This window comes from Bacillus cihuensis, from assembly GCF_000504145.1.
GTDB classification, from domain to species: Bacteria; Bacillota; Bacilli; order Bacillales; family DSM-1321; genus Peribacillus; species Peribacillus huizhouensis.
Genome location: NZ_KI632495.1, coordinates 822,853 through 836,232, shown reverse-complemented (window position 1 = coordinate 836,232; position 13,380 = coordinate 822,853). Strand labels below are relative to the sequence as shown.

At 36.3% G+C, this 13,380-nt stretch carries 12 protein-coding genes; all 12 read left to right on the top strand.

All coding sequences use genetic code 11. The annotated features are described in order from the left end of the window. The first annotated feature begins 120 nt into the window (after nucleotides 1-120). The 12 genes from V179_RS0109910 to V179_RS27710 all read left to right on the top strand — a co-directional run bounded on the left by V179_RS0109910 (nucleotide 121) and on the right by V179_RS27710 (nucleotide 13,360). Complete coding sequence (locus tag V179_RS0109910; protein ID WP_028391301.1) at nucleotides 121-645, top strand: mismatch-specific DNA-glycosylase; 525 nt, start codon at nucleotides 121-123, stop codon at nucleotides 643-645. A 228-nt stretch (nucleotides 646-873) separates the two neighbouring features. Continuing rightward, on the top strand, nucleotides 874-1,605 hold the full coding sequence (locus V179_RS0109905; protein WP_028391300.1) for an AzlC family ABC transporter permease: 732 nt from the start codon (nucleotides 874-876) through the stop codon (nucleotides 1,603-1,605). Continuing rightward, nucleotides 1,596-1,922 carry an AzlD domain-containing protein gene (locus tag V179_RS0109900; protein WP_028391299.1) on the top strand — a complete coding sequence of 109 codons (327 nt, stop codon included), beginning with the start codon at nucleotides 1,596-1,598 and terminating at the stop codon, nucleotides 1,920-1,922. Before V179_RS0109905 ends, V179_RS0109900 begins: the two co-directional genes overlap by 10 nt. 392 nt (nucleotides 1,923-2,314) lie before the next feature. Then, nucleotides 2,315-3,328: a glycoside hydrolase family 15 protein gene (locus tag V179_RS0109895; protein ID WP_028391298.1), complete on the top strand. Its 1,014-nt coding sequence runs from the start codon at nucleotides 2,315-2,317 to the stop codon at nucleotides 3,326-3,328. A gap of 364 nt (nucleotides 3,329-3,692) precedes the next feature. Further along, the gene (glgB, locus tag V179_RS0109890; protein WP_028391297.1) at nucleotides 3,693-5,642 is read left to right on the top strand and encodes a 1,4-alpha-glucan branching protein GlgB; all 1,950 of its coding nucleotides are present in this window, start codon (nucleotides 3,693-3,695) and stop codon (nucleotides 5,640-5,642) included. Then, a complete protein-coding gene (locus tag V179_RS0109885; RefSeq protein WP_028391296.1) occupies nucleotides 5,632-6,801 on the top strand; it encodes a glucose-1-phosphate adenylyltransferase in 1,170 nt (389 codons plus the stop codon). The genes glgB and V179_RS0109885 overlap by 11 nt, the downstream gene beginning before the upstream one ends. Nucleotides 6,802-6,829: 28 nt before the next feature. After that, nucleotides 6,830-7,936, top strand: a complete 1,107-nt coding sequence (gene glgD, locus V179_RS0109880) for a glucose-1-phosphate adenylyltransferase subunit GlgD (RefSeq protein ID WP_028391295.1) — start codon at nucleotides 6,830-6,832, stop codon at nucleotides 7,934-7,936. Between the two features lie 13 nt (nucleotides 7,937-7,949). Continuing rightward, nucleotides 7,950-9,374, top strand: a complete 1,425-nt coding sequence (gene glgA, locus V179_RS0109875; protein WP_028391294.1) for a glycogen synthase GlgA — start codon at nucleotides 7,950-7,952, stop codon at nucleotides 9,372-9,374. A gap of 613 nt (nucleotides 9,375-9,987) precedes the next feature. Further along, the gene (cls, locus tag V179_RS0109870; RefSeq protein WP_028391293.1) at nucleotides 9,988-11,490 is read left to right on the top strand and encodes a cardiolipin synthase; all 1,503 of its coding nucleotides are present in this window, start codon (nucleotides 9,988-9,990) and stop codon (nucleotides 11,488-11,490) included. 70 nt (nucleotides 11,491-11,560) lie between these two features. Further along, nucleotides 11,561-12,319, top strand: a complete 759-nt coding sequence (locus tag V179_RS0109865) for an exodeoxyribonuclease III (RefSeq protein WP_028391292.1) — start codon at nucleotides 11,561-11,563, stop codon at nucleotides 12,317-12,319. A gap of 54 nt (nucleotides 12,320-12,373) precedes the next feature. Further along, nucleotides 12,374-12,772 carry a hypothetical protein gene (locus V179_RS0109860; protein WP_028391291.1) on the top strand — a complete coding sequence of 133 codons (399 nt, stop codon included), beginning with the start codon at nucleotides 12,374-12,376 and terminating at the stop codon, nucleotides 12,770-12,772. Nucleotides 12,773-13,033: 261 nt separating this feature from the next. Beyond that, a complete protein-coding gene (locus V179_RS27710) occupies nucleotides 13,034-13,360 on the top strand; it encodes a GNAT family N-acetyltransferase (protein ID WP_235179015.1) in 327 nt (108 codons plus the stop codon). Nucleotides 13,361-13,380: the final 20 nt, after the last annotated feature.

Below are 13,380 nucleotides of genomic sequence, written 5' to 3'. Positions count from 1 at the left end.
GACCTTTCATTTATACCGCTTTAACCGGAAGTAATTCGCACGGACAATAATGATAAATAAAGGTAGAAAATTCTTTAAGTAGATGTAAAATAGAAAATATATATGAGAAGAGGGAGCACAATGGAAGGCATCTTAGATCATATTAAGGAAGATTTGGACTTGCTTTTTGTCGGCTTTAACCCTAGCGTCCGCTCTGGAGAAACCGGTCATCATTATGCAAATCCGAACAATCGCTTTTGGCGCATTATTCATGAAGCGGGATTAACGCCAAGAAAATATCAACCTATAGAAGATCACACACTACTAGAGTTAGGATATGGATTTACGAATATTGTTTCACGCCCCACTAAAGCGGCAGATGAAATTACGAAAGAAGAATACATACAAGGCAGGAAAGAATTGAAGCAAAAAATTAAAACTTTCAAGCCAAAGGTAGTTTGTTTTGTAGGCAAGGGAGTGTATCAGCAATACAGCCAGAAAAAAAATATATTCTGGGGTGTACAAGACGAAAGGGTAATTCCAGAAACGATTGAATTTGTGGCTCCTTCTTCTAGTGGATTGGTCAGAATGAAAATAGAAGAAGTTATAAACATATACAGCGAGCTACCTTCTATTATTGAGGAAACACAACGAAGATGGCAATAAAGCGCCACCATTTACCATGAAGGATCCATTAGCACACAACACTCGCTTAATCACTATGGTGGCGGTGCGGAGCAAGGATTATGAAATACTCTCTTAATAAAGCATGTATATCTGCAAAGTAGATTTGGCTAGAAGAGTAAGTCGCGTAGCACCGTCCCCATGTCCTTCATACAAAAAATGATAATTGTTGAACATTGAACAAAGCCACGCAGAACAGGGGTATAACATATGAGGGAACTAAGTACTGATTTGAACAAAAACGTAGTGGAAGCAGATGATAGCTTTTGGCAAGGTGTTAAAGATTGCATACCTACATTATTAGGCTATCTTAGTATTGGATTTGCAGCAGGAGTTGTTGAGAAGACTGCGGGCTTGAACATGTTTGAAATTGCACTAATGAGCCTGCTTCTTTATGCCGGCTCTGGTCAATTTATTGCTGCGGGAATGATTGCAGCAAGTCATCCTGTATCTGCGATTATCGTCACCATTTTCTTCATCAATAGTCGACATCTTCTGTTGAGTGCAGCAATTGCTCCATACTTTAGAAATAATACGACATCGAAAAATCTTATCACGGGTGCATTATTAACCGATGAAACATTCGGAGTAGCTATTACGCATGCCCAGTCTAAAAAACAATTAGATTATAAATGGATGCTCGGCTTAAATATCGCCGCCTATTTAAATTGGGTACTCGCTACAATTGCTGGAGGAATTTTCGGCCAGTGGATACCAGATCCCGAACGATTTGGACTTGATTTCGCTTTACCTGCGATGTTTATCGGCTTGCTTGTTTTACAAATTCTTAGCCAGAAAAAATACTTCACAGATATAATCGTTGCAGTAAGCTCAAGTATCATCGTTATAGTGGCAAGCTTTTTCGTACCAGGGAGTGCTGGGGTCATTCTGGCGACGATTCTTTCAGCTACAATCGGGTTGGTGATTTCGAAGTGGAAATAAATTGGTATATTATTAGCGTTATTATTGGATCTGCCATTGTTACATTTATACCTAGAGTTTTACCATTAGTTGTTCTCAGTAAACTTGAAATACCAGAATGGGGAATAAATTGGCTCAAACACGTACCGGTTGCTGTAATGGCAGCTCTATTGGCATCGGAATTACTCTTACATGATAATAAAATTTCACTTCAAGCAAACAGCTTAAGCATAATAACTGCTATTCCAACGTTATTAGTAGCTATTTACACAAAGAGTTTACTCGGTACAGTACTAGTAGGCGTATCGACATTAATGATTTTTCGATATTTACTATAATTGGTTGGATGGAAGGAGGCGTCCCAAAAGCATAGGGGCGCCCCCTTAACAACTAAATACAGTATAATATAATTGTATGAGACACTACATACTGATATAAAGTGCGAGTTAAGAACCTAATCGGACACCTCTATTTTGAATTTTATATATTTAGTCAGGAAGTACGATATAAAATATGCTAAGATCACCAACGAACAATATTAATTACGTAGGCAGATGCTGAATTTTAGATGTTGATAATCAAATCATATATTTCAACATAGATTATAAGTAACAATAATTGTAAGCGTTATCTTTCGGTGCTTGTCGAGAATCTTTTTCTTGATATGTTTAGAAATTGAATCTCTGTCAACAATGGTGAAGAAAGCAAATAGCTATGGGGGTGTTATTAAATGAATACAAATGAAGCCATTAAAGTTCTAGATCGGATGCGTTTATCGAATGGAGCTTATACGGCAAGTTTGTCGCAAGATTATAGTTTTGTTTGGATTCGGGATATTGTTTATACGGTTCTTCCTTTTATGCAAAAACCATCAGAACGTTATGAAAAAGCATATCATGCCTTATTCGATCTATTTAAAACATACGAGTGGAAAATTGATATCCATCGACAAAAGCGACCTGTATATTTGTTTGAGTATATTCACTCGCGCTATTCAACCGATTTAAAAGAAATACCTGTAGAATGGGGTCATGCACAAAATGATGCCATTGGTGCATTCTTATGGGGAGTAGGGGAAGGGTATCGTTTAGGACAAAAAGTGATTCGTGATGAAAAAGATTTAGAAATTGTTCAAAAGCTTGTTGATTACCTAGACTGTCTTCAATACTGGCAAGCAAAAGACAATGGAATGTGGGAAGAAAATATGGAGCTGCACACATCAAGTATCGGAGCATGTGTAGCAGGATTAAACGCAGTGAAAATGCTCGTGAATGTGAAAGAAGAATCGATTAAAAAAGGTGAAGAAACATTAAGATTCCTACTTCCAAGAGAAAGTGAATCAAAGGACACGGATCTTGCGTTGCTTTCACTTGTCTACCCTTATCGTATATTGGATCGTAAAACCGCATTGAAAGTTGTAGAAAATGTATCTACCAAATTGGAACGAAAATATGGCGTAATTCGTTACGAAAATGATCAGTATTATAATCAGGGCAGTGAGGCTGAATGGTGTTTTGGACTCCCGTGGCTCGGCCTTTGTTATTTAGAATTAGGTCTATTTAACAAAGCAATTGGTTATTTAGGAAAAACAGAAGCGATTATTCCAGAAAATTGGGAAGTGCCTGAGTTGTATATCGGCGGAACAAACATCCCAAATGGTAATACGCCGCTAGCCTGGTCAGTTGCGTTATCATATCTATTCATTGACCGCATTGGAAAAGTCAGTGATGAAAAAGCGACATAGATTTTTTGAAATGAGGCTGCTCAAACAGTCTCGTTTTTTTATGTATAAATATTTTATAAAAAATAGAAACGTAATTATTCAATAATAATATATAAATTTAAAATAAATATAAAAATCCAAACGATAATATAATAAAAAATTCCAATAACATGAATAAAAAGGAAGTTTATCCCTGGAACTTGAAAACGTTTTCTCTTATGTAAAAATATCCCTCAGTTTGTAAAATATTAATTTTTTTGTAAATTTCCCATTAAACGACAATAAAAAACAAGTTTCGCTAAAGGAATAAAGTTATAAATAGCGAATCTAATTAATTACAAGAAGCATGTTTAGTAACCATTTTTTAAAATTGGAGGTGGATCAAGTGAATAGCATAGCGAGTCAGAATACAGATATAGCTCCTAGTGAATTAGAATTACATTTATTTCACGAAGGAACTCTATTTGAAAGTTATAAGATGTTAGGTGCTCATGTCAGTACATATAAAGGGATTGATGGTGTTCGCTTTTCCGTTTGGGCTCCGCATGCAAAACGAGTAGCAGTTGTTGGAAATTTTAATAACTGGAATGGGAACGAAAACCAAATGCTGCAAGTGAAACATTCTGGAATTTGGGTTTCTTTCATCCCTGGTCTCGAAGAAGGAGAAATATATAAGTATGAGATTGAAACCGTAAATGGGGAGAGAAAATTAAAAGCAGATCCCTACGCGTTTTTCTCTGAATTACGGCCAAACACAGCATCTGTAGTAAAGCGTTTGGACCAATATCAATGGAAGGATAAAAAGTGGCTAATCAAGCGAGACAAAGAAAAATCTTACCATAAACCGCTTCTTGTGTACGAATTACATATGGCATCTTGGAAAAAGAAAGAAAATGGAGATCTGTACTCCTATCGAGAACTTGCAGATGAGCTTATCGACTATGTGGTCGAACATGGATTCACACATATTGAAGTAATGCCAGTAATGGAACATCCATTAGATTTATCTTGGGGCTATCAGCTTACTGGATTTTATTCAATAACAAGCAGACATGGAAGTCCAGAAGATTTTATGTATTTCGTTGACCAATGTCATCAAAAAGAGATAGGAGTTATCCTTGATTGGGTGCCGGCACATTTTTGCAGAGATGAACATGGATTAGGCCGTTTTGATGGAACGCCACTTTATGAACCTCATGATTCACGGAAAGCAGATCGTCCTCTCTGGGGAACCTATAGTTTTGATTTTAGCAAACCGGAGATTCATAGTTTTCTAATCTCTAACATATTGTTTTGGATGGAGATTTATCATATAGATGGTTTCCGTGCAGATGCGGTTTCCTCAATGATTTATCTGAATCACGATAATCCTCAATCAGAGAAGTTAACGAACCAATTTGGCGGAGAGGAGAATGTTGAAGCCATATCATTTTTGAAAAAAATGAATGAAGCCGTATTTGCCAAATACCCTGGAGTTTTAATGATGGCAGAGGAGGCGACAGATCATCCGTTAGTAAGTGCACCAACTTCCATTGGCGGATTAGGCTTTAATTACAAATGGAATATGGGATGGGCTAATGATCTTCTAAAATATATGAAGCTCCATCCTTCTGAAAGACCATATCATCATAATCTTTTGACATTTTCTTTTTTTTATGCGTTTTCTGAAAATTTTATACTTCCTTTTTCACATGACGATGTAGTTCATGGGAAACTGTCTTTATTGAATAAAATGCCAGGCGATTATTGGCAGAAATTTGCTAATTATCGGCTGCTTTATGGCTATTTAATGACACATCCGGGTAAAAAACTTGTATTCATGGGGGCAGAATTTGGCCAATTTGCTGAATGGAAAGAGTTAGAAGAGTTAGACTGGCTTCTACTCGATTATGAGTCACATGCTAATCTGAATCGTTATATTAAAACGATTCAGCATTTTTATAAAAATACATCCAGCTTATGGAGATTAGATCATGAGCAGGATGGATTTGAATGGATTGACGCTGATAATCGTGATCAAAGTGTCATTACCTTCATGAGGCATGGAAAACGGAAAGGAGACTATTGCATTATTGTCTGCAATTTTTCAACAGCTGTTTATCATGATTATCGAATTGGAGTACCATCTACTGGAAAATACATCGAGGTATTAAATAGCGATGAGGAAATCTTTGGTGGTTCAGGCCAACTTAATGAGAAAGTAATTACAGTAGACAAACAGCCTCACCATAACCAGCCATACAGCATGAACATTAAAGTTCCGCCACTTGGCATAGCAATCTTCATGAAACAAACTAAAAAGCGGCAGGGGAGAGTAATTCATAATGAAATCTAAAAAATGGATCGCAATGTTATTAGCAGGAGGGCAAGGATCAAGGCTTGGTGAATTAACGACTGGACTTGCAAAACCGGCTGTTCCGTTTGGCGGAAAATACCGTATCATTGATTTCCCCTTAAGTAACTGTACTCATTCTGGAATTGATACAGTTGGTGTGTTAACTCAATATCAACCACTTGTCTTGAATCATTATGTTGGTAATGGTAGACCATGGGATTTGGACCGGAATTTTGGCGGAGTTTCCGTTCTTCCACCATATCAAGGAAAAGATGGCGGGGAGTGGTACGCGGGTACAGCGAATGCAGTCTATCAAAACATTCAATATATTGACCATTATGACCCAGAATATGTACTTGTATTATCTGGAGATCATATTTACAAAATGGACTATAGCAAGATGTTTAAATACCATGTTGAAAAGAATGCCCAAGCAACTATAGCGGTCATAGAAGTACCTTGGTCAGAAGCAAGTCGATTCGGCCTTATGAATACAGACGATGAAGATAAGATCTCTGAGTTTGAAGAAAAACCCGCGGATCCAAAAAGCAATTTAGCATCAATGGGCGTTTATTTATTTGACTGGAAACTATTGAAACAGTATCTAATCGAGGATGAGCACGATCCATTTTCCACAAAAGATTTTGGTAAGGATATTATCCCAAAAATTCTAGGAGACGGTAAGAATTTATATGCATATCGATTCGAAGGCTATTGGAAGGACGTAGGGACAGTCGAAAGTTTATGGGAAGCTCATATGGATCTATTAAATGATATACCTGGTTTTGATTTAAATGATCCGCATTGGAAGTTCTATGCTGGTAACGCAAATCATGCGCCACAATATATTTCATCTGAAGCTAATATCACACAATCTCTAGTAAATGAAGGCTGTATCGTTCACGGTACAATTAATCATTCTGTTCTTTCATACAATGTTCATGTAGGGAAAAATACATCAATAAAAGACTCAGTTATTATGCCTAATGTGAAAATCGGAAACAATGTTACGATTAATAATGCAATCATTGCGAGTGACATCTGTATTGAAGATGGTGCAGAAATTGGGTCAAGTTCACCTGCTGCTGAAATTACTGTCATTGGAGATGCCGAGAATATTTCATACGTTGCAACTAACGAGAAAAGTAGGATTAAATAAGAATATGCATATAGGGGAGTCGCTGTATTTGGATAATGTAATTGGAGTTATTAATCTCGTAAACGAAAAACAATATTTAAAAGAATTAACATCACATCGCTGTCTTTCAGCAGTACCATTTGGTGGAAGATACCGGCTTATTGATTTTATTATGTCGAATTTTATTCATGCAGATATAACCAAAGTTGCAGTGTTTACGAAAGAAAAATACCGGTCAATTATGGATCATCTTGGCTCAGGGAAGGAATGGGATTTAGATAGACGTAATGGAGGCTTGTTCATACTGCCTCCTACTCATCCGGATGAACTTATAAAAGGAGATTTACAGCAATTTCACGATCACATCGAGTTTTTTCTCCGTTCTCCTGAAGATACGGTTGTTATCTCACCTGGCCATCATGTCTGTAAAATGGATTTTCAAGAAATTGTTGAATATCATAAAGAAAGTTGCGCGGATATTACCGTTATCTATAAAGATTTTGATGGCGAACCTGTAGACAAGCCCATTTATCATAAATATTCGATTCAGAATGATGGAAGGGTCAAGAATATCGAACTCTATACATCTCCTGAACAGGGGGAATCTGTAGGTCTTGAGACTTTTGTCATTAAAAAGGACTTGCTCATCGAGATCATAAAAACTTGCTGTGAAAATGGCGAATATGATTTCTTAAAAGATGGCGTAAAGGCAAATTTACACCATTTAAAAGTAAATAGCTATCATTATAAAGGATATTTTCCATTCATTCATTCTATTTCTAGCTACTATAAAAGCAATATGGATTTCCTAAATCCGGAGCTCGCACAAGCCTTCTTTTATGATACATGGGATATTTATACAAAGATCAAGCACGAAGCACCTGTGAAATATTCTATTTCTTCTAAAGTATCAAATTCTTTAGTTGCGAATGGCTGTGACATTGAAGGTACGGTTGAAAACAGTATTATATTCCGTGGCGTGAAAATTCGAAAAGGAGCCGTTGTAAAAAATAGTATCATCATGCAAAAAGGAGAAATCAATGAAGGAACGTATGTCGAAAATGTGATAACGGATAAACAAGTAAAAATTACATCAGAACAAGTTGTCATAGGTGATTCTATACCACGTATCGTAAAAAAAGCAGATGTAGTGTGACGGGGGATTTGAAATGAATATTTTATATGCAGCATCCGAGTGTGCGCCATTCATCAAAACTGGAGGTCTAGGAGATGTAATCGGTGCATTGCCAAAAGCTTTGCAACAACAAGGTGTCAGTGTGACGGTTGTTTTACCTAAATACAGTGACCTTGCAGAAGAATATAAGAATCAATTAGAACTCATTAAAATCATTGATGTACCTGTCGGCTGGAGAGAACAATATTGTGGAATCGAAAGACTAGTGCATGAAGGGATCAACATCTATTTTCTAGATAACGAATACTACTTCAAACGGCATGGAAGTTATGGCTATTACGATGATGGGGAACGGTTCGCCTTTTTTTCGAGGGCAGTGCTTGAAGCAATTCCTCATCTTGACTGCAAACCTGATATTATCCATTGCCATGATTGGCAGACAGGCCCTATCCCTGTTTTATTAAAGGCACATTATCGTAATCATCCATTTTACCAGGAGATCAAGACTATCTTCACGATCCATAATCTACGATATCAAGGAGTATTTTCTAAGAGTGTTTTAGCAGAGCTACTTGATTTAAGTGAGTTATATTTCCATATGGACGGTCTGGAATTTCAAGGAAGCGTTAGCTATATGAAAGCAGGTCTGGCATATGCAGATTATTTGACGACCGTTAGTCCGACTTATGCAAATGAAATTCAAATGTCGTATTATGGAGAAAACTTAGATGGATTCTTGCGAAAGCGAAGTGAAAATCTACGTGGAATTATCAATGGAATTGATCTTGACTCATATAACCCAGCACTAGATCAAGCTCTTTACACAGGCTATAAATCATATGAAGGAAAAATGGAGAACAAACGACTGCTCCAAGAACAATTAGGTCTTCCAGTGAATGAAAGTATTCCAGTCATTTCAATGGTAACAAGGCTAGTTGATCAAAAAGGGATCGAATTAGTTCTTCATGTTGTAGAAGATATTCTCAAGCAAAATGTTCAGATAATCGTACTTGGAACAGGCGAGGAACATTATGAATGGGCCTTTAAAGATTTAGCACATCGCTACCCTGAACAAGTTTCAGCACAGATTTATTTTGATGAAGGATTATCAAGAAAAATCTATGCGGGTTCTGACCTTTTCTTGATGCCTTCCCAGTTTGAGCCTTGTGGGATCGGGCAGCTGCTTGCACTGCGCTATGGTACACTTCCACTGGTAAGAGAAACTGGAGGTCTAAAAGATACTGTCGTTCCTTATAATGAGTTGAACGATCAAGGGAATGGATTCAGCTTCTCGAATTTCAATGCTCATGATATGTTATACACGATTGAAAGGGCGGTTTGGTTATATCGCTATCAACCGAAGAAATGGAAACAACTTGTTGAACGAGCGATGAATATTGATTATAGCTGGGATACGTCTTCTAAGGAATACAAAGAACTATATGAAATGTTAGTATAAAGTGAAACTTCAATCAGTGGGGGTTTCATCCTCCACTGATTGTTAGTCCCTTTCTAGTTTTTGTTTTGGTAAAGCGACATTTACGAACACGATTTCAATGAAACAAAGACTAAGTACGCCCGGTCATATAGTCTTTCGTCTGTGTGACTTACATCCTTGTGTGATTCAACTAAACCATTGAAGACCACAAAGGTAAGATTTAACTGAATCTCACCAATCGGGCTTTTACTGCCCGTTAATGTGGGGTTAAATAAGGAGCACTTCCATGAAAATTTGGGAGTGCTTTTTACCTTTTATTTTTTTCTTATATAATCATAATTTAAAAGATGGGAGCCAATGTTTTGTTTTTCAAAGCGAATATTGATTTGTTATAAAATGTTCATTCAACAATTGTTTTTGGTCAATCATTTATTTATCCACATTAACAGAAAGTCAATACCTGTAATTTAATACCAAGAGGAATCGAAGAATCGTAGAAGGGGGATGAAGAAAACACCCAGTATTTGAAGTTTCACTTAATATGTTCTTTCAATATGCTTACAAGGTTTTCTTTATTCTAATAATCGGGTATAAAGAAGAGAGAGAATAATTTATTTAGATGAGGATGAGCCTTATGAAAAGACGGAGCATAGAGTTTGTATTTTTATTTGTCTTAATGTGTGCCGTTTATATTGTTCTTTTCAGTAACTTTAGTTTAAACTTGAAACTTTTTTCGATTGGGTTATATGTATTAATTATTCTAATTACAATGTATTCCTTGATGTTAGAATACCGTTCTTCACACCACACTCTGCTTTGGATGTATGTATTGCTGTTTATACCTTTGTTTGGCTATATGTTTTATCTATATTCAGGACAGCTTTACTTAAAGGGTTATTTGTTTAGGACGAAACGCCAGCAAAATCGCGAAGAATGGAAGAGATTAGTTAATGAAGCGACTTCACCTAATTTATCCTTTCTAAACGACCATCAAAGAGTATTTTCAACGTTTGCAAGAAATGCATCACAAACTACATTTAGCACGAACTCAAATACGTATGTTTTAAAAAATGGGAAAGAAACATTTAGTGAAATTATAAAGAACCTAAAAGAAGCAAAGCAGTTTATTCATATTGAATATTATATTTTCAGATCAGATAGGCTTGGAAAAGAGATCATACATATTTTAATAGAGAAGGCTAAAGAAGGAGTGGAAGTTTTATTCATTTTTGATGCTGCTGGTAGCTTTAGCTTAGCTAAGTCCGATATTAAGAAATTGGTTTTAGCAGGGGTGAAGGTACAACCATTCTCACCATTGAAAAGTGGTTTTTTTAATCAAAAATTCAATTTTAGAAATCATAGGAAAATCATTGTAATTGATGGACACACAGGTTTCGTCGGTGGGTTGAATGTTGGAGAAGAGTATTTAGGAAGAAATAAAAAAATTGGCTTCTGGAGAGATACTCATCTTAAAATAGAAGGTGAAGCTGTTTATACGTTACATACGGTATTCTTAATGGATTGGGAGTATGTAAGCGGGGAACAGGTGCTTAGTGAAAGAGCAAAAATGAAGCGAACTAACAGAGGTGACGGTGCGGTTCAGATTGTAGCAAGCGGGCCAGATACTCAGCAAGGCATCATGAGTGATTTTTATTATTCGCTTATTTCGTGTGCTACGAAATCGATATGGATTGCAACTCCTTATTTCGTTCCTGATGAGGCAATTCGTGCAGCCATGAAATCTGCTGCACTAAAAGGGGTTCAAGTCCGGTTAATGATTCCAGAAATAAATGATGGATTTCTGACTCAATATGCAAGTCGTTCCTATTTCAATGAACTCTTGGAATGCAATGTTGAGATATTTTTGTATAAAAAGGGATTTTTACATCAGAAAGTAATTATTGTAGATCATGATATGGCGACGATAGGAACAGCTAATATGGACAAACGCAGTTTTCATTTGAATTTCGAAGTAAATGTTTTTTTACTCGGAACACAATCTATTAATGAGCTTGTGGAGGACTATAAAGGAGATATACTAGATAGTGATAAGGTAGAAATGGACTCTTATCGTAAACGCGGATTTGTTGTGAAAACGAAGGAAGCATTCAGCCGTTTGTTTTCAGATGTTCTTTAATAGGAATAAGAGTATGAACAATGTATAGTAGAAAAAGATGATTAGCAAAAGTATTGGGGAGAGTAGAAAAATGAAATTAGTTTCTTGGAATGTAAACGGAATTCGAGCCTGTGTTAAGAAAGGTTTTCTTGATTATTTTCACGAAGTAGACGCAGATATCTTCTGTCTACAGGAAACAAAGCTGCAAGAAGGGCAAATTGAATTGGAGCTTAATGGCTACAATCAATATTGGAATTATGCATTGAAAAAAGGCTACTCAGGAACGGCTATTTTTACAAAACAAAAACCATTATCTGTTTCATATGGTGTCGGAGAGCGAGAAGAAGAAGCTGAAGGACGTATTATTACGTTAGAGTTCGAGGATTTTTATCTTGTAAATGTGTATGTGCCAAATGCGAAACGTGATTTAACGAGACTTGAATATCGACTAGAATGGGAAGATGAAATTCGAGCCTATTTAACTGAACTCGATCAGAAGAAGCCTGTTTTATTTTGCGGTGATTTAAACGTTGCTCACCAGGAGATTGATATACGAAATGCAAAATCAAATATTGGCAATTCTGGATTTACTGTTGAAGAGCGTGAGAAAATGACAGAATTGCTTAAAACGGGATTTATTGACACATTTCGTTATTTTCACCCAGACATGGAAGGGGCTTACACTTGGTGGTCCTATATGAGTAAAGTGAGGGAACGAAACATTGGCTGGCGGATTGACTATTTCCTTGCCTCAAAACGTCTTGATTCCAATTTAAAGGATGCTGGCATTCATCCTCACGTTCTTGGAAGTGACCATTGCCCGATTTATCTGGAAATAGATTTTATATAATCTCCAATAATCGGTTATAGTACTAACACAGTCACCAAATTAAAGGAGGATATGATGAAATCATTTACTGTAACATTTCACAAAGAAGACGATGTAGATACAATGCTTGTCCAAAAACTGACGGAGCAGGAATTCGAACAAGCAACTATTGGGGGAACACGACGATTATTTGAACTTGATACGAATGTCGGATTTTTCGTATTTTTTGATGGACAAGACAAAGATGGGGATCTTAACTATTTGATGCTTCAATATGAAGAAGACAATGATGATCCACAAGCATGTTATGCTTTTGCAATAAAAGACTTTTATGAGTTTATGACACTTTATTTACAAGGAGTTGATGACTTCCCAGAGGATGATGAAGAAGATGATTCGTATGGACCTATTCATCACTTGGGACATCTTTTATTCCACGTGGTAGAAGAAGGGAATTCGATTAATCTGGACTAATCGCCATAAAGGGTGTCCCCAAATGTCTTATCTCGTACTTTTAACACAGTAAATTGTCGTAAAATACGAATTATAATCTGAATTTAGCTGTAGCGGGGTCTGATCCTTTCGTTAAGTGACAGCCCTTCCGTATTGGTTTAAGAATAAAAAGAGAGGCTATAGGAAATAGGTGAATGATTAATGTCACAAGTATATTTGTTTTTTATAGACGATAAATCATTGGAACACCCAAAAAAAGTAATTTAGTTAAGGGGATTTATTTTGATCAAGGCAATAAATGTAAAACTAAAGAAAACAGCACGTGAAGTATTACAGATCCAACTACCAGCTTATCAAATTGAAGCACAGTTAATTAATTTTTATGAAATACCTCCTCTCAAAGATACTGTAGAGACGATACAGGCTAGTGAAGAGCAATTTTTCGGTTATTTCATTGAAAATCAACTTGTTGGGTTTATATCCTTAGAAGAAATAGATAAAAATATCAATATTTGCCGTATGGTTGTTCATCCTAGCTTTTTCAGGAAAGGAATAGCAAAAAACTTGTTCACTATGTTTTACATGCAATCAAAGGTTCAAAAAAAATAACGGTGATGACTGGTGAGAAA